12 protein-coding genes are annotated in these 16873 nt (G+C 56.6%); 6 read left to right on the top strand and 6 right to left on the bottom strand.

Annotation, left to right across the window (positions count from 1 at the left end):
* Positions 1-198 precede the first annotated feature (198 nt).
* From malK to malM, 3 genes are all read left to right on the top strand, one after another.
* On the top strand, positions 199-1323 hold the full coding sequence (gene malK / locus SB719_RS05290; RefSeq protein ID WP_065647383.1) for a maltose/maltodextrin ABC transporter ATP-binding protein MalK: 1125 nt from the start codon (positions 199-201) through the stop codon (positions 1321-1323).
* A 26-nt stretch (positions 1324-1349) separates the two neighbouring features.
* Positions 1350-2651: a maltoporin gene (locus tag SB719_RS05285; protein WP_040113487.1), complete on the top strand. Its 1302-nt coding sequence runs from the start codon at positions 1350-1352 to the stop codon at positions 2649-2651.
* 114 nt (positions 2652-2765) lie between these two features.
* Positions 2766-3677, top strand: a complete 912-nt coding sequence (malM, locus tag SB719_RS05280; protein ID WP_412158992.1) for a maltose operon protein MalM — start codon at positions 2766-2768, stop codon at positions 3675-3677.
* A gap of 88 nt (positions 3678-3765) precedes the next feature.
* On the opposite strand, the gene malQ is transcribed toward malM, so the two are convergent.
* Entirely contained in the window at positions 3766-5826 is a 2061-nt protein-coding gene (gene malQ / locus SB719_RS05275) for a 4-alpha-glucanotransferase (protein ID WP_412158991.1), read from the bottom strand.
* Between the two features lie 2 nt (positions 5827-5828).
* Positions 5829-8231 (bottom strand): maltodextrin phosphorylase, encoded by a 2403-nt coding sequence (gene malP / locus SB719_RS05270; RefSeq protein ID WP_412158990.1) that lies wholly within the window; start codon positions 8229-8231, stop codon positions 5829-5831.
* A 275-nt stretch (positions 8232-8506) separates the two neighbouring features.
* Between malP and malT the strand changes: the two genes are divergently transcribed.
* From malT to SB719_RS05255, 3 genes are all read left to right on the top strand, one after another.
* On the top strand, positions 8507-11209 hold the full coding sequence (gene malT / locus SB719_RS05265) for an HTH-type transcriptional regulator MalT (protein ID WP_412158989.1): 2703 nt from the start codon (positions 8507-8509) through the stop codon (positions 11207-11209).
* 79 nt (positions 11210-11288) lie between these two features.
* A complete protein-coding gene (locus tag SB719_RS05260) occupies positions 11289-11816 on the top strand; it encodes a phenolic acid decarboxylase (RefSeq protein ID WP_065647388.1) in 528 nt (175 codons plus the stop codon).
* Positions 11817-12016: 200 nt separating this feature from the next.
* Positions 12017-12748 carry a YoaK family protein gene (locus tag SB719_RS05255; protein WP_065647389.1) on the top strand — a complete coding sequence of 244 codons (732 nt, stop codon included), beginning with the start codon at positions 12017-12019 and terminating at the stop codon, positions 12746-12748.
* A 480-nt stretch (positions 12749-13228) separates the two neighbouring features.
* Here the strand turns inward: SB719_RS05255 and SB719_RS05250 are convergent, their stop codons facing one another.
* From SB719_RS05250 to SB719_RS05235, 4 genes are all read right to left on the bottom strand, one after another.
* The gene (locus SB719_RS05250; protein ID WP_293005611.1) at positions 13229-13534 is read right to left on the bottom strand and encodes a HigA family addiction module antitoxin; all 306 of its coding nucleotides are present in this window, start codon (positions 13532-13534) and stop codon (positions 13229-13231) included.
* Between the two features lie 133 nt (positions 13535-13667).
* Positions 13668-14861 carry a formaldehyde dehydrogenase, glutathione-independent gene (gene fdhA, locus SB719_RS05245; RefSeq protein WP_065647391.1) on the bottom strand — a complete coding sequence of 398 codons (1194 nt, stop codon included), beginning with the start codon at positions 14859-14861 and terminating at the stop codon, positions 13668-13670.
* 371 nt (positions 14862-15232) lie between these two features.
* Positions 15233-16045: a Brp/Blh family beta-carotene 15,15'-dioxygenase gene (locus SB719_RS05240; protein WP_293005582.1), complete on the bottom strand. Its 813-nt coding sequence runs from the start codon at positions 16043-16045 to the stop codon at positions 15233-15235.
* The gene (locus SB719_RS05235; protein ID WP_065647393.1) at positions 16042-16755 is read right to left on the bottom strand and encodes a bacteriorhodopsin; all 714 of its coding nucleotides are present in this window, start codon (positions 16753-16755) and stop codon (positions 16042-16044) included. The genes SB719_RS05240 and SB719_RS05235 overlap by 4 nt, the downstream gene beginning before the upstream one ends.
* Positions 16756-16873: the final 118 nt, after the last annotated feature.

Raw genomic sequence — 16873 nt, 5'->3', positions numbered from 1 at the left:
TTCTGCGTCAGACTTCACAAAAATTTCTTCAGTGCGCAGCTGAGCGTCAGAGTTTATTCGTTCTCCTCCTCCTGACTCATCCCCCTTACATTCCTGTTCTGGTGGAGGATGTCAGCGACGCTTGCGGCTTTCATGATGAGCCACAGAATCGGCCAGTGGCCATAGCAGCCAGCAGGGTACGTTGAGAGGAAAAGTATTATGGCGAGCGTTGCGTTACGTCATGTCTCCAAAACATGGGGTGAAACCGAAGTTTCAAAAGATATCAATCTTGAGATTGCCGAAGGTGAATTTGTGGTGTTTGTCGGGCCATCCGGCTGTGGTAAATCGACCCTGCTGCGGATGATCGCCGGGCTTGAAACCATTACCAAAGGCGATCTGCTGATTGGCGGCAAGCGCATGAATGAGGTGCCGCCAGCCGAACGCGGTATCGGCATGGTGTTTCAGTCATATGCCCTCTATCCGCATCTGGACGTTGCCGAAAACATGTCCTTTGGCCTGAAGCTGGCCGGCGTCAGGCGTGCTGAGATCCAGCAGCGTGTAAATCAGGTAGCCGAAGTGCTGCAGCTGGCGCATCTGCTGGACAGACGTCCTAAAGCGCTTTCCGGTGGCCAGCGTCAGCGCGTGGCGATTGGCCGGACACTGGTGGCTGAACCGCGCGTTTTCCTGCTGGACGAGCCGTTATCCAACCTCGATGCCGCGCTGCGCGTCCAGATGCGCATCGAGATTTCGCGGCTGCATAAGCGGCTGAAGCGCACCATGATCTACGTTACCCACGATCAGGTAGAGGCGATGACGCTCGCTGACAAAATTGTGGTGCTCGAAGCAGGGCGCATTGCACAGGTTGGCAAACCGCTGGAACTTTATCATTACCCCGCCAATCGCTTTGTCGCCGGATTTATCGGTTCCCCCCGCATGAATTTTCTTCCGGTAAAAGTCACCGCCACTGCGATCGATCAGGTTCAGGTGCGGCTGCCCAATAATCAGCTGGTCTGGCTCCCGGTTGAAAGCACCGGTGTGCAGATTGGCAGCAACATGTCACTGGGTATCCGGCCTGAACATCTGCTCTCCAGCGACATCGCCGATGTCACGCTGGAGGGTGAAGTGCAGGTGGTTGAACAGCTCGGCAATGAAACGCAAATCCACATTCAAATCCCCGCCATCCGTCAAAACCTGGTCTATCGCCAGGAGGACGTGGTGCTGGCAGAAGAGGGCGCCCTGATGGGCATCGGCCTGCCGCCGGAACGCTGTCATCTGTTTCGTGAAGATGGCAGCGCCTGTCGCAGGCTGCATCAGGAGCCTGGTGTGTACCCTGCAAAACAATAAAAGCAATGATCTCAGGAGATAAATAAATGATAACTCTGCGCAAACTCCCCGTGGCGATCGCTATCGCTGCGGGTACCCTGTCCGCCTCCTCTATGGCGGTGGACTTCACCGGTTACGCCCGTTCCGGCATTGGCTGGACCGGCAGCGGCGGTGAACAACAGTGCTTCCAGGCAACCGGCGCACAAAGTAAGTACCGTCTGGGTAACGAATGTGAAACCTACGCCGAGCTTAAGCTGGGACAGGAAGTCTGGAAGGAGGGCGATAAGAGTTTCTATTTTGACACCAACGTTGCCTACTCCGTATCGCAGCAGAATGACTGGGAGGCAACTTCACCTGCCTTCCGCGAAGCCAACGTTAAAGGCAAAAACCTGATTGATGCTTTGCCGGGCTCTACTATCTGGGCCGGTAAGCGCTTTTATCAGCGTCACGACGTGCATATGATCGACTTCTACTACTGGGATATCTCCGGTCCCGGCGCAGGCCTGGAAGATGTTGACCTCGGCTTCGGCAAACTCTCTTTCGCCGCCACGCGCTCATCAGAAGCGGGCGGCTCCTACACCTTCTCCAGCGATCGCATCCGCGACTACGCAACCAGCACCGCGAACGACGTCTTTGATGTGCGCCTGGCGGGTCTGGAAACCAACCCGGATGGCGTGCTGGAACTCGGCGTCGACTATGGCCGTGCTAACGCGCGCGACGGGTATCGTCTGGAGGATGGCGCGTCCAAAGATGGCTGGCTCTTCACCGCCGAACATACGCAGAGCATGCTGAAAGGCTACAACAAGTTTGTACTGCAGTACGCAACGGACGCGCTGACCTCGCAGGGCAAAGGGCTGCCGCAGGGCACAAATATCAATAACGACGGCAAAATGTACCGCGTGCTGGATCACGGTGCCATATCGCTGGCCGAGCGCTGGGACCTGATGTACGTCGCGATGTATCAGAACACCGACCTCGATAATAATCGCGGCAACGAGTGGTACACCGTGGGCGTGCGCCCGATGTACAAATGGACGCCTATCATGAGCACGCTGCTGGAGCTGGGCTACGACAATGTGAAGTCGCAGCAGGTCGGCGATCGCAACGGGCAGTACAAAATTACCCTGGCCCAGCAGTGGCAGGCGGGCGACAGCATCTGGTCCCGTCCGGCGCTGCGCCTGTTTGCAACCTATGCCAAATGGGATGAGAAGTGGGGCTACAGCAAAAATGCGGATGGCAACCTGACCACGCTGGCCGCTGCTGACAGCACCGGTAACGGCCTGTTCACCAACAGCCGGGGCGACAATGACGAGTGGAGCTTTGGCGCACAGATGGAAATCTGGTGGTAAGCCTCAGCGTTACCCTGTAACAGAATGGCCGCACCCGTCGGTGCGGCTCACCGATTAGGCAGCGCCGGCCATTGCCTGGTGCCGGCGCTGCCTCCCGCTATCAGAGATAAAACGATGAAAAAAACGCTTACCGCGCTCTGCCTGAGCGCTGCGCTGCTGACCAGCGCCACGCTGCCCGCTGTTGCTGCTATTAATCTGGTGCCGCAGGATCTCTCCACCGCACCCGCCGTTTCGCCCGATAGCCTGCAGCGCCTGAACTGGCAACCTGCTGATACATCGCGTGCGGTGACAACCCTGCTGAGCGAAAGCGACAGCGGAAAGGCTCTGCCGGGTATCCGTGGTCCGGTAGCGGCGTATAGCCTGCCCGCTAACCAGGGTGAACTGACCGTCACGCTGAGCAGCGAGGTCGCTGACAACCGCGTGTTCGCGCCTAATGTTCTGGTACTTGATGAAAATCTGCGCCCAGCGGCCTGGTTCCCGTCGCAGTTCTTTGCTTATCAGCAGCCGGGCGTCATGAGCGCCGATCGTCTTGAAGGCGTGATGAAGCTGACCCCGGTACCGGGACAGCAGAAAATTTATCTGCTGGTCTTTACCACCGACAACGATCTGACACAGACCACCACGCTGGTCGACCCGGCCAAAGCCTACGCGAAAGGCACCGGCCATGCGGTCCCTGATATTCCCGATCCGGTTGCCACACACAGCCAGACCGGCAGGCTGAAGCTGAACGTCTCCACCAGTTCCGCATCCTCAATTCTGGTCGGCCCGCTGTTTGGTTCATCAGCGCCAGCGCCGGTTATGGTTGGTAATACCCAGCCGCCAGCGCCTGCTGCCGTGCGTCCCGCCTCTGCCGTGAAACCGGCGCCGCTGGAAAACGACACCGAAAGTTACTTCAATCAGAATATCCGTCAGGCGGTCAGCCAGGGCAACATTGATAAAGCGCTGAAACTTCTGAATGAGGCCGAGCGTCTGGGATCAACCTCCGCGCGGCAAACGTTTATCAGCAGTGTAAAAGGCAAGGGGTGAAACCGCCCCGCAGTGCTGAGTTGCAGCACCTGGTGCGCTACGGCGCACCTTTTTTATTGCAGAAAACGCCCCGGTCCGGGGCGTCTGATTAAGGGCGCTGCTGACGTATGCGGCTGACCTCCTGCAGCAGATGTGTAATCCCCTCATCCGCAAACATCGCCTCCAGTGACAGCCTGAGCTTGCGGCGCCAGTTCGGGTAACTATCAACCGTACCGGGCACGTTGACCGGCTGCTCCATATCGAGCCACTCCTCCGGCTGCAGACCAAGCAGCGCGCTGTTGCTGGCGGCCACCAGGCGGTGAACTGCCCGGTTTATCGCGCGGCGCATGGGCGCCCGCCCGCGCTGTCGCGGATAGCGGTGCGCCAGCGCGCCCTGCTGCTGCAGCGTATGCAGCAGCGCCTTTTTCGCCGCTGCGCGCTCGCGGTACAGACCCGCCAGAATCGCTTTATCCGGATAGAGTCCCAGTTTACTGCCGAGGGTTAAGTCATCACTCTGCCACCAGCCGCGCAGCGTGGGCATATCATGGGTGGTGACCACCGCCATTGCCTGCCGTGGCCAGGCTTCAGGCATCCGAAATGCGCGCTTTCCGGTCTGCTCAAAGTAGAGCACTTTATAGGAGTAGACGCCGCTGTCGCGCAGCTTAGCGACAATCGCTTCCGGCACGGTGCCCAGATCCTCACCAATCACCATACAGCGATGGCGCTGGCTCTCCAGCGCGAGAATGGCCAGCAGTGCATCCACCGGATAATGCACGTAGGCGCCCTTAGCGGCACTCTCATACTGCGGGATCCACCAGAGGCGCAGCAGCGCCATCACGTGATCGATACGCAGCGCACCACAGTCGCGCATGTTGGCCCGCAGCAGCTCGATCCACGGCGTAAACGCGCGCATCGTCAGGATCTGTGGATCCATCGGCGGCAGCCCCCAGTTTTGCCCCAGCGGACCCAGAATATCGGGTGGCGCGCCGACGCTGGCCTGAAGACAATAGAGATCGCGTTCGCGCCAGGTCTCCGCACCATCCTGAGCCACCCCTACCGCCAGATCGCGGTAGAGGCCGACCGGCATCTGTTGCGCACAGCATACGGCCCAGCACGCCGCGAACTGAGAGGCGGCCAGCCACTGCAGCCAGAGGTAAAAACGCACCTCGTCGCTGTGTTCAATGCGAAATGCCAGCACGGCAGCGCTGTCAGGGTGCTGATACGCTTCCGGCCAGCTTTTCCAGCCGAAGAGGGCGGGGTTTTTAGCGCGCTGATGCGCCTGCAAGGCATCGAACAGCGCCTGACTCAGCAGGCTCTGCCCGCCCGCTTTCACAAACGCATCAAATTCCTGCATGACCGGCTCATCCGGCGCACGTCGCCTGAACTGCCGCCAGGCGAGACGTAAGCCCTCCAGCTTTAACGCGGTAACAGCCGGATAATCCACCCACTCGCTGTCACGCGCGGCCGCAAGCCGCTGCTGCGTATCAGGCTGCTGCCACCACGCCTGCGCCGCATCACCGAGCCTGAAATCCTCCACGCTATTGATATCGATATAGAGCACGTTCAGCCAGCGGCGTGAAGAGGGGCTGTAAGGGCTGGCACCGTCAGGATTGGCCGGAAAGAGAGCGTGCAGCGGATTGAGTCCGATAAACGCACCGCCGCGCTGTGCGATCTCTGCTGCCATCCGGCGCAGATCGCCAAAATCGCCGATGCCCCAGTTATGCTGCGATCGCACCGTATAGAGCTGCACACAGCAGCCCCAGAGTTTGTCACCGGCCAGCAGTGCAGGAGGTTCGTAGCAGCGCGACGGCGCAATAATCAGGCTGCAGTGCGACAGCAGCACCGGCTGCGTCAGGGTCAGCTGGTGATAGCCTTCCGGCAGCGCCGGCAGCGTCAGCGTTTCATCAGGCTGACACTCACCTGACCAGCGCTCACCCGCTTCACTGGTCAGCTCCCATGTTGCCGCTGTGCTCAGCACCGGCTGTAATACGGCGGCTTCTCCGTGATGAAAAATCGCGACCGGGGGCAGCGCTGACGGCGTGGCAACTGGCGGCTGTATAACTGAGTGCAGCCATTGTGCGGTAGCTGCGGGAATACGCCGCGGTTTGCCGTGAGCGTCAATATATTCCGGCGCAATCAGCGTATCCGGGTTAAGGGTTGTCATTGTCATGTTTAGCGCGCCGCCTGCCAGATACGTTGCTGATAATCACGGATAGCGCGATCGGCGCTGAACATGCCGCAGCGTGCGGTATTCAGGATCGCCGCGCGGGTCCAGGCTTCGCTGTCAGCCCAGCGTTTTTCTGCATCCTGCTGTGCATTAAGATAGTGACGGAAATCGGCCAGTACCAGATAGGGATCGCCACCCTCCGCCCCGAGACTTTTTACCAGCGCGTCAAACGCAGTGCGATCGCCGTTGCTAAAGGTGCCATCTTCCAGCGCGGTCAGCACCTGATGCAGCTGTTTATCTTTCCTGCGCCACACCGCCGGGGCGTAGCCCGCTTTTTTCAGCGCGCTGACCTGTTCCACGGTATGGCCAAATATAAAGATATTTTCCTCACCCACCTCGCGGGCAATCTCCACATTAGCGCCATCCAGCGTACCAATGGTCAGGGCACCGTTCAGCGCCAGCTTCATATTGCCGGTGCCTGACGCTTCTTTACCGGCCGCAGAGATCTGCTCAGAGAGATCGGCCGCCGGGATCAGCCTCTCTGCTACAGAGACGTTATAGTCCGGGATGAACACCACTTTGAGCCGGTCGCCAACACGCGGATCGGCATTTACCGTCATGGCGACTTTATTGATGGCATAGATAATATTTTTTGCCAGCGCGTAACCAGGGGCGGCTTTTGCACCAAACAGCATCACGCGTGGCGTGACATTGGCCTGCGGATCGCTCACCAGCGTTTGCCACAGCGCAATGATATGCAGCAGCATCAGATGCTGACGCTTGTACTCATGCAGTCGTTTTATCTGTACATCAAACAGCGCGTCCGGATTGATCACAATGCCGGTTTTTTGCAGTACCCACTGCGCCAGATCGCGCTTGTTCTGCTGTTTGATGGCGCGATATTCCGCACGAAATGCCGCGTCTTCTGCCAGTGGCTCCAGCGCGCGCAGGGCGTCAAGGTCGGTCAGCCAGGGTGTATCCAGCCTGCGGTTGATAAGCGCAGCCAGTGCCGGATTGCACTGGTTGATCCAGCGCCGCGGCGTGACGCCGTTGGTCACATTGTGGAATTTTGCCGGCCAGAGTGCGTGATATTCCGGGAAGAGATCTTCTGTTACCAGTTTCGAGTGCAGGGCAGCCACGCCGTTAACGGCAAAGCAGGTCACCACACAGAGATTGGCCATACGCACCTGATGATTATGCACCACCGCCAGTCTGGCCCAGAGGGCGGCATTGCCGGGCCACTGCGCCTCAACCTGCTGCTTAAGCGCCGCATTGATCGTATTGATGATCATCATGTGGCGCGGCAGCAGGGTACGGAACAGCGTCAGGTCCCAGCACTCCAGCGCCTCCGGCATCAGCGTATGATTGGTATAGGCGAAGGTGCGCTGCGTCAGCTGCCAGGCGCGATCCCAGCTAAAGTCGTATTCATCCAGCAGCAGGCGCATCAGTTCCGGAATCGCCAGCGTGGGGTGGGTATCATTGAGCTGAATGACTTCGTGCCCGGCCAGCGTTTCAATAGGGTGACCCGCCTGCTGATGGCGGCGCAGGATATCCGCCAGCGAACAGGCGCACTGGAAATATTGCTGCATCAGGCGCAGTTTTTTACCCGCCTGATGGTTATCGTTGGGGTAGAGCACTTTGGTCAGTTTCTCTGCATCGATGCCCTGCTTCTCCGCCCGTAAAAAATCGCCGTTATTGAAACGCTGCAGATCAAACGGCTGTGCATGGCTCGCCTGCCACAGGCGCAGCGGCTGAACCACCCCGTTCTGATAACCGACTACCGGCAAATCCCAGGCTTCGCCCTGCAGCTGAAATGCCGGGATCCAGCGGGTTTTTTCCTGCCCGGTTTCCACCTTGCCGCCCAGATTGACCGTTACCGTCAGCGCTGCATTATGACGGAACCAGGGGTAACGATTTCGCCCCCAGTCATCCGGCTGCTCCTGCTGCGCGCCGTCGGTAAAATGCTGACGAAACAGCCCGTATTGATAGTTAAGGCCGTAACCGATAGCGGGCTGGCCGGTGGTTGCCATCGCATCAAGGAAACAGGCAGCCAGACGCCCCAGCCCTCCGTTTCCCAGCGCCGGATCGGTCTCCTGTTCCAGCACATCGCTTAGCGACTGCCCCTGCTGCTGCAGCAGGTCATTCAGCGCCGGATACCAGCCGAGATTAAGCAGGTTATTTCCGGTCAGCCGGCCGGTGAGAAACTCCATCGAAATATAGTTAACGTGGCGCTGCGGTCCCGTCGCCGGTTTTGCCGGCAATTCGGCCAGCAGTTCGGCCAGCGCACCGCTCAGCGCGTGCCACCACTGCTGCCGGCTCATGGCCTGCGCGTTCTGCAGGCCAAAGCGCTGCCACTGTCGCGTGAGTGCAGCAGAAAAACGGTCGGAATCAAAAGGTAACTGGGTCATGGCTTAAGCATCCGTCAAGGGAAGAGGTCAGTATGTAGTTTGCCTGCGCCGGTTGCGCCACTCCTCCTCCCCGGCACGATTCCGGCAGGAGGAGTGGGAGGGAGGAGAGGGTAAGGAAACTCCGAAAGCGTGACAGGAGTGTGATACTCCTCGCTTTTGTTAAGCCGCGCTGCTGAGTTCGCTTGCATTAGATGCGCGTATGGATAACGTGTATGTCGAATAATTACGAAGCGTAAAATAATACTGCGCAGACGTTAACGGAGGAGCGTGCGTCGATGTTGATCCCGTCAAAACTGAGTCGTCCTGTGCGCCATGACACTATGGTGATCCGTAGCCGTCTGCTGCAGAAACTGAATGCCGCTGCCGTTTACCGGTTGGTGTTAATTACCAGTCCGGCAGGGTACGGTAAAACCACGCTGATTTCGCAGTGGGCGGCAGAAAAGCGCGATCTCGGCTGGTATTCGCTGGATGAGGGGGATAACCAGCCAGAACGGTTTGCTGACTACCTGATTGCAGCGCTGCAGCAGGCCACTCAGGGCAGCTGCAGTCGCAGTGAATCACTGGCGCAGAAGCGACACTACGTGAATCTGAACGCGCTGTTCTCACAGCTGTTTATTGAGCTGGCCGACTATCAGCGCCCGGGCTGGCTGGTGATTGACGATTATCATCATATTACGAATCCGGTTATTCATGAGGCGATGCGCTTTTTTCTGAAGCATCAGCCAGAAAATCTGACGCTGGTTGTACTGTCACGCGGTCTGCCACAGCTGGGCATCGCCAACCTGCGCGTACGTGAACAGCTGCTGGAGCTGAGCAGTCAGCAGCTGGCCTTTACGCATGATGAGGCGAAACAATTTTTTGATACCCGCCTGCAGGCTCCTCTGCCCAGTGAAGAGAGCGGCCAGCTATGTGACGATGTGGCAGGCTGGGCAACCGCACTGCAGCTTATTGCTATTTCAGCCCGGCAGGGAGCAGGCTCTGCTCAGGACTCTGCACGCCGTTTATCAGGTATCAACGCCAGCCATCTCACCGATTATCTGGTAGAAGAGGTTCTGGATACTGTCGATGCTGATACCCGCCAGTTCCTGCTGAAGAGTGCGCTTCTGCGATCGATGAATGATGCCCTGGTGACCTGTGTCACGGGTGAAGATAATGGCCGCATGCGGCTGGAGGAGATTGAGCGGCAGGGGCTGTTTTTGCAACGCATGGATAATGCGGGTGAGTGGTTCAGCTACCATCCGCTGTTCGGCACTTTTCTGCGCCAGCGCTGTCAGTGGGAACTCAGCGCCGAGCTGCCGGCCCTGCACCGTGCTGCGGCGCGCGGCTGGATGATACAGGGCTTTCCGGGTGAGGCTATCCACCATGCCCTGGCGTCGGGTGATACTGAGATGCTGCGCGACGTGCTGCTGGAGCACGCCTGGACGCTGTTCAATCAAAGTGAACTGGCGCTGCTGGAGTCTTCACTGCGGGTGCTGCCGTGGCCGCTACTGCTGGAAAATCCAGAGCTGGTGCTGCTGCAGGCGTGGCTGATGCAGAGCCAGCATCGCTTTTCTGAAGTCAACAGTTTGCTGGCGCAGTTTGAGCAGCAGCGCTGCAGCGAGATGGATGCGTCCCTGCAGGGCGAGCTGCATGCGATACGTGCTCAGGTAGCGATTAACGATGGCAATGCGGAGGAGGCCGCGCAGCTGGCCCGCCTCGCTCTGCAGCTGCTGCCGGCCTCGAAAAGCTATAGCCGCATTGTCGCGACCTCTGTCCACGGTGAGGTCATGCATTGCAAAGGTGAGCTGGCTGATTCGCTGGCGCTGATGCGTCAGACAGAGCAGATGGCGCGGCATGAAGAGACCTGGCACTACGTGTTATGGAGCCTGATCCAGCAGAGTGAAATTTTGTTTGCTCAGGGATTTTTGCAATCGGCCTGGGAAATACAGGAGAAAGCGTTTCGTCTGGTCCAGGAACAGCATCTCGCCCAGTTCCCGCTGCATGAATTTCTGTTGCGTATCCGGGCGCAGTTATTCTGGGCCTGGGGCCGTCTTGATGACGCTGAACAGGCGGCGCGTGAGGGGATGCAGGTACTGCGCGGCTTTCCGCCGCAGCAGCAGATCCAGTGTCTGGGGCTACTGATCCAGTGCTCACTGGCGCGGGGCAATCTGGATAATGCCCGGACACACATTACCCGGCTGGAGAACCTGCTCAATAACGGTATATTGCATATCGACTGGAGCGCCAACGCGGACAAAGCGCGTATCCTTTACTGGCAGCTGACCGGTGATACTGCCAGCGCCAGCCAGTGGCTGCGCATCACCTCGCGGCCAGCCAGCGCCAACAATCACTTTCTGCAGGAGCAGTGGCGCAATGTGGCACGGGCGCAGCTGCTGGCGGGCGATCTGATTCAGGCGGAGGTTATTCTGGATGAACTCAATGAGAATGCGCAGACGCTTCAGCTCACCAGCGATTTTAACAGCAACCTGCTGCTGCTTAATCAGCTTTACTGGCAGACTCACCGCAAACCTGATGCCCAGCGGGTGCTGATTGCTGCCCTGAAACTGGCACGCAGTACAGGCTTTATCAGCCAGTTTGTTATTGAGGGCGAAATAATGGCGCAGCAGCTGCGGCAGCTGTTACAGCTTTCGGTGCTGGAAGAGATAGATGAACATCGCGCCCGCCGTATTCTGCACGAAATTAACAAATATCACCGTCATAAGTTTGCTCATTTTGATGAAGGCTTTGTCAGCCGTTTACTCAATCATCCTGATGTCCCGGAGCTGGTACGCACCAGTCCGCTGACGCAGCGTGAATGGCAGGTGCTGGGCCTGATCTATTCCGGCTACAGTAATGAGCAGATTGCCGGCGAACTTGATGTAGCAGCCACCACCATTAAAACCCATATCCGTAACCTCTATCAGAAACTGGGTGTTACGCATCGCAATGAAGCGATGCACGAGGCGCGATCGATGCTCAGGCTGATGGGATATGTGTAAAAACGATTAAGCAATACGCAATCTCACATTACACGCTATACCTTATCAGTACGCTTTTTTACCAATACTGAGGTGAAGCATGAGTTCAGTTGCATCCGCTACAGAGCAGGCTGGCGATCTCTCCGCGTTTATCGGAACCCACTTTGTTTATACCTATGACAACGGCTGGAAATATGAGTGGTATGCCCGCAACGCAACAACCTGCGACTATCGCATTCATCAGGGACTGGTAGGGGGACGCTGGGTTACTCATCAAAAAATGCATGCGGTGCAATTTGCACCCGGCATTTATAAAGTTGACTGGCATGAACCCACCGGCACCTGCGTAAGCCTGCTCTTTGACCTTGATCGTCAACTTATTCACGGTACGATTTTTTTCCCGCAGTGGATCGCCGGAGAAGGGCAGCACCCGGAAAAAACCATCTGTTATCAGAATGAATTTATTGAAGATATGCAGCGTTTTCGCGATGAAGGTCCCGCTTATCCTTATATCATTATCCCGGAATTTGCGCAGGTCACTTACATGAAAAATGAGGGGCCGGATAATGATGCCGTCATTAACATGGCACCCGGGCAAATGCCGGCAGATTACTTTGATAACAAATAACGCCAGGCACCGACATTACCGCTCTTGAGTGACAACGTCACATACCGCGGACAATGTCGGTTTTCTATATAAATTTTCATTTTCTGACATTATTAACTATTAAAAGCAGTTGGTTACAGGCATCCTCCCCAGACTTCGCTATTCTGAATAGTGCGCTACGCTAACATTGTGTTGCATTTACGCTGCGAGGAAAGAGAAGGATGCTGCTGAGAAAAAAGAAGATACGTTCGCACAGCGAAGATCGCCTGCTGGCGCTTACGCTGGCGACTACTGCAGGTATACTTAACGCCATGGCATTCGGTGCTTTTGGCTTTTTCCCTTCCCATATGACCGGTAATACCTCCCAAATATCTGCTGAAGTTTCAGGTTCCGATCTGCAGGATCTGCTGTTTCTGGCCGGGTTAATCCTGGCATTTGTTACCGGCTCAATGATCGCCCGCCTGACGGTTGCCTGGGGGCTCAGGCGCAATATCAGGACCATTTTTTGTCAGGTACTGTTCACTGAAGGTCTGCTTCTGCTGCTGACATCAGTCGTGGAGATCCTGTGGTACTCAGAACGGAACAACGGTGAAATTCTGGTGACGCTTGGCCTGCTGATGGGGATCCATAACTCCACGTCAACCCAGCTCTCTTCCGGTCGTGTACGCTCTACGCATGTAACCGGTACGCTGACCGATGCCGGTATTGCGCTGGGCTCTTTTCTGCGGGCAACGTTCAGCAGCAGTGAAGCGGGCGAGCGTCATCTGCATCGCAAACTTCTTTATACCCACCTTGTCACGATTTTCTCTTTTCTGACCGGGTGCGTGGCGGGCTATCTGCTGTTCCGGCGCTTTGGCTTTGACGCGATGGCGATGCTGGGCATCGCGCTTTCACTGATTGCAGCAGGCGGTATCGCCCGCACGCTGCACCTTACCGGCGTGCGCTTTTGGTAACAGAGCAGATTATGCAGCGCTCCGGCGCTGCTGTTTGCTGATAAAACCGGCAACGCTGGGTGAATTCTGCAGGGACACAGTGCTGCCAGCACACGCAGAATTCACGTAGCGTCGCCGTTTTTTTAGACATCACCATTCACGCTGTCTGCAATCATTCCGGCACCGGTTTTTTTTAGGTTCATATAAGTCCCATTATATGAAGTTATAGTGGCATAAGATGATTGTGCAATAACAGGCGCTGTTCTCGCTGAACACTACGCGGAAGAGTATTCAAACGTGATCGGTAAGGTATCGGGACACACACGCCGCGCGCGAATGATTTTCCCTGCAGCGTTCATCCGCAGGCAGGTTGCAACTGAAGAAAGATATCGTGTTCCACATATATCGTTCTGCTTAAGCTCTTGCCTTCAGTGAAACGGCGCGCGTGATAACGGAGTGTAATGAGCAATTAACACCAGCTGCTCACGTTGCCCACAGGCTTCAGTTGACACCCTGCAGCGGATCAGGCTTGAAGCTGGTATTCAGAACCGAGAGGTCAACAGTTTTGGCTGCCCGCTCTAAATCATAAGCGGCCTGAATGCGCAGCCACATCGCAGGCGTACTGCCAATTACGGCCGATAATTTGATCGCCATCTCTGGCGTTACCGCTGTTGCTCCCGATACTATTCTTGAAGCGGTGGAGGGGGCTACAGCTAAAGCACGCGCCAGCTCTCTGATACCGATCTCAAGATCTTCCATAATATCGGCAATGATTTCACCCGCGTGCGGGGGGTTGTGCATAGTCATTAATGATAATCCTCATAATTCAGAAGACGCCTTATTTAACATAATCATGATTATGCGCACTTAAACGCGTGTAAGGCACAGCGCATATTCGCGTGCGCCTTACACCTTGCCGGATAAGTTTATCTGCACCAGACTATTTTGCCGTCAGCATGCCATGCGGATCCAGCACATACTTCGCGGCTACGCCTGCGTCAAACTGAGCGTATCCCTGAGCCGCTTCTTCAAGCGGGATCACTTTGGCATTAACGATTTTCGCAATCGGCAGACGATCGTGCAGGATGGCGTTCATCAGCTGCCGGTTGTAACGCACCACCGGCGTCTGGCCGGTATGGAACGACTGCGCTTTAGACCAGCCGAGGCCGAACTTCAGGCTTAGCGAGCCTTCCTGTGCTGATTTATCGTGCGCACCCGGATCTTCCGTCACATACAGGCCCGGAATACCGATATTACCGGCAACGCGGGTGATCTCCATCATCTGATTCAGCACCACCGCCGGCTGCTCTTTACCGGAATGGCCGCGCGCTTCAAACCCGACGGCGTCAATAGCCGAATCCACTTCCGGCGTGCCGGTGATCTGGGCAACCATCTCTCCCAGCCGGTCATGCTGGCTCAGGTCGATCGGCACAAAGCCCATTTTCCTGGCGTGTTCCAGACGCTCTTTGTTGAAGTCACCTACCATCACTACCGCCGCACCGAGGATCTGTGCTGATGCCGCTGCGGCCAGGCCGACCGGACCGGCGCCTGCGACATAGGTGGTTGAGCCGACGCCCACACCCGCGTTGATCGCACCGTGAAAGCCGGTCGGTAAAATGTCTGACAGCATGGTCAGATCCAGAATTTTCGCCAGCGCCTGATCGCGATCGGGGAATTTCAGCAGATTGAAGTCCGCATACGGCACCATGACATATTTCGCCTGACCGCCTACCCAGCCGCCCATATCAACATAGCCGAACGCGCCGCCCGCCCGCGCCGGATTCACTGTCAGGCAGACACCGGTATCGAGTTCACGACAGCACCGGCAGCGTCCGCAGGCAACGTTAAACGGCACCGAGACAATGTCACCGACGTTAAGCATCTCAACGTCAGCGCCTTTTTCGATAATTTCACCGGTAATTTCATGGCCGAGCACCATACCCGCAGGCGCGGTAGTGCGTCCGCGCACCATATGCTGATCTGAGCCGCAGATATTGGTGGAGAGCACTTTCAGGATCACGGCATGGCCAATCTTTTTTCCGGCCGGATTAGCAAAGACCGGATCGGCAATATCCTGTACCTCGACTTTACCTGGCCCCTGATACACCACACCGCGGTTGGAATTTGCGCCCATAAAATCTCCATTATATGTTGATATACGTATTAACTGCCGGACACTTACGAAACCGTAAGATAATAAAGAGTGATGACGCGTTAAATCTAATACGCAATACTGCGTAATTAAACAGGGAATGGATTATGCGTGCCAGAGTTGTGACTGGCTTCATGAATGCAACAAGCAGCCATACAGAAAAAATCAATAATTACATAAAGATACGGATATTAATTTTAATATACCCGCGTTATGTCGCAAAATGGCAATACAATGTCGCACGGTGATACGCTATTAACTGAAACAGTTATTCTGGCAGGGAATTATCGTTATCTCTCCTGCCACTTTCTTTCTTATATTTGAATACAGGATAGCGTAATGAATGGCACGCATTATTTACTGCGCGGCGGTTTCTCAAACCACGGCGTGATCAGTAAATGCGGGATAGCGAGCGCGGCCAGCGCGGCAAACAGTGAACGCACGCCGGCGGTATCGGTGGGATGCATCATAAACATGATCAGTACCGCCAGCAAAATAGCCGCCGTCAGCACCGGCCAGACGGCACGCAGGTAGTCAGCGTAATGTCTGAACCCCAGCAAATCGCGCCGTTCGCGGGTCTGCGGTAGCGCATGCAGGATCAAAAAGCCCACGGAAAAGCCAACAAAAGGCGGCAGAAGCAGCAATGCCAGCGTCCCGGCCAGCAGACGCCTGTCGCGCCGCAGAATGCCTGTCAGCAACAGCGCTGCGGCGGTCAGGCCGCCCGCTATAGCCAGACCCGCGGTCACGCTATCCGGCATGGCAGATGCCAGCCCGGCCTGATGTAAAATCGTTCTGTACGCTGTCAGATGCAGCGCGGCAGGCGTTGCAATCAGACTGATGCCGCGCGCCAGCCGTTCAGCCAGAGAGCCGTGCGGCGCATCTTCCAGCGCAAAATGGATGGCAGAGGCCAGCAGAAAGCCCGGCAGCGCGATTGCCGGACGCCAGTGCCACCAGAACAGGCACAGCACAATCACTACGCCGTAACCCGCCAGAAAAGCGCACTGCTGTTCGCGCCTGACAATCTCAAGATCGCTTGCACCGTGCGCCATGCCGATAATGCCAATGGCCACGACGGCAAACAGCAGCTGAACCGGCAGCGGGCTGAAAGAGGCAGCCAGAGCTGCCCCCCAGAGTGTCAGCCAGCCGGTATGCTGCCGCAGGATCATACCCGCACGGCACCATCGCGTTTTGCGTAGCGCAACGCTTTTTCCAGATTCGCCGCCGCGTAAAAGGCGTAGAAAACTTTAGCGATAATATCGAGGATCAGAAATGCCCAGATTGAAGCAGGGTCAGAAATGATCTTCAGCCCTTCCGGCCCGATCAGAAATACCACCGGATAGATAAACCAGACCACCGTCAGCAGCGCCACGTTTTTGTTGTAGGCGCCTGCCAGTGCGCTGCCCCGCTCCGCCGCCATCGTACGCAGCGGTCCCCACAGCAGATAGATCACGCCGAGGAATGCAGCGCAGGACCAGAGATACCAGACCCATTTTCCTGCTGCGGTTTCCGCCAGCGAGGAGACAAGACCGGTCACAATCATCATCACATCCAGCACGATAATAGCGGTCAGAAAGCCGCCCATCTCGCCTGGCTTGCCATGCTCATGAAAGGCCAGCATAACCAGCCCCGCCAGCAGAATCGGCGTGGTCACAGACCAGTCAGCATAACGCGCCATATAGACCGTCGTGCCGCTGTCCAGGGTGAGGTTGCCATAGCCAAACGCCATTGCCAGATACGCCGTAGCGGCAATAAAAGGCACTGATGCATGCATCAGGGTGTGGTGACGGGAGGGAAACGTTTTACTGCCGGTGGCATAAATCGCCAGTGATGCAAGCGCCATCACTGAAAATCCAATGAGAAATGCAGTCTGGTCCATGTTGATTGCTCCTGTACAGCGGCGTCATTATCACGCCCGCTGCGCTGCCATAGAAAATTAAAAGGTAATGTTATATTCCGGGAGAGAATACGCTTAAAGTATATGGCGCTATTTGTAT

This window comes from Pantoea sp. SIMBA_079, assembly GCF_046940275.1.
In the GTDB taxonomy this organism is placed as follows: Bacteria; Pseudomonadota; Gammaproteobacteria; order Enterobacterales; family Enterobacteriaceae; genus Pantoea; species Pantoea borealis.
This window is presented reverse-complemented; position numbering and strand designations above follow the sequence as displayed.

Coding starts and splice junctions, on each gene's coding strand:
- fdhA (WP_065647391.1), bottom strand. CDS start 14,861: ATGGGCGCAAATTCCAACCGCGGTGTGGTGTATCAGGGGCCAGGTAAA.
- malT (WP_412158989.1), top strand. CDS start 8,507: ATGTTGATCCCGTCAAAACTGAGTCGTCCTGTGCGCCATGACACTATG.
- SB719_RS05240 (WP_293005582.1), bottom strand. CDS start 16,045: ATGATCCTGCGGCAGCATACCGGCTGGCTGACACTCTGGGGGGCAGCT.
- malQ (WP_412158991.1), bottom strand. CDS start 5,826: ATGACAATGACAACCCTTAACCCGGATACGCTGATTGCGCCGGAATAT.
- SB719_RS05255 (WP_065647389.1), top strand. CDS start 12,017: ATGCTGCTGAGAAAAAAGAAGATACGTTCGCACAGCGAAGATCGCCTG.
- malP (WP_412158990.1), bottom strand. CDS start 8,231: ATGACCCAGTTACCTTTTGATTCCGACCGTTTTTCTGCTGCACTCACG.
- SB719_RS05285 (WP_040113487.1), top strand. CDS start 1,350: ATGATAACTCTGCGCAAACTCCCCGTGGCGATCGCTATCGCTGCGGGT.
- malK (WP_065647383.1), top strand. CDS start 199: ATGGCGAGCGTTGCGTTACGTCATGTCTCCAAAACATGGGGTGAAACC.
- malM (WP_412158992.1), top strand. CDS start 2,766: ATGAAAAAAACGCTTACCGCGCTCTGCCTGAGCGCTGCGCTGCTGACC.
- SB719_RS05235 (WP_065647393.1), bottom strand. CDS start 16,755: ATGGACCAGACTGCATTTCTCATTGGATTTTCAGTGATGGCGCTTGCA.
- SB719_RS05260 (WP_065647388.1), top strand. CDS start 11,289: ATGAGTTCAGTTGCATCCGCTACAGAGCAGGCTGGCGATCTCTCCGCG.
- SB719_RS05250 (WP_293005611.1), bottom strand. CDS start 13,534: ATGACTATGCACAACCCCCCGCACGCGGGTGAAATCATTGCCGATATT.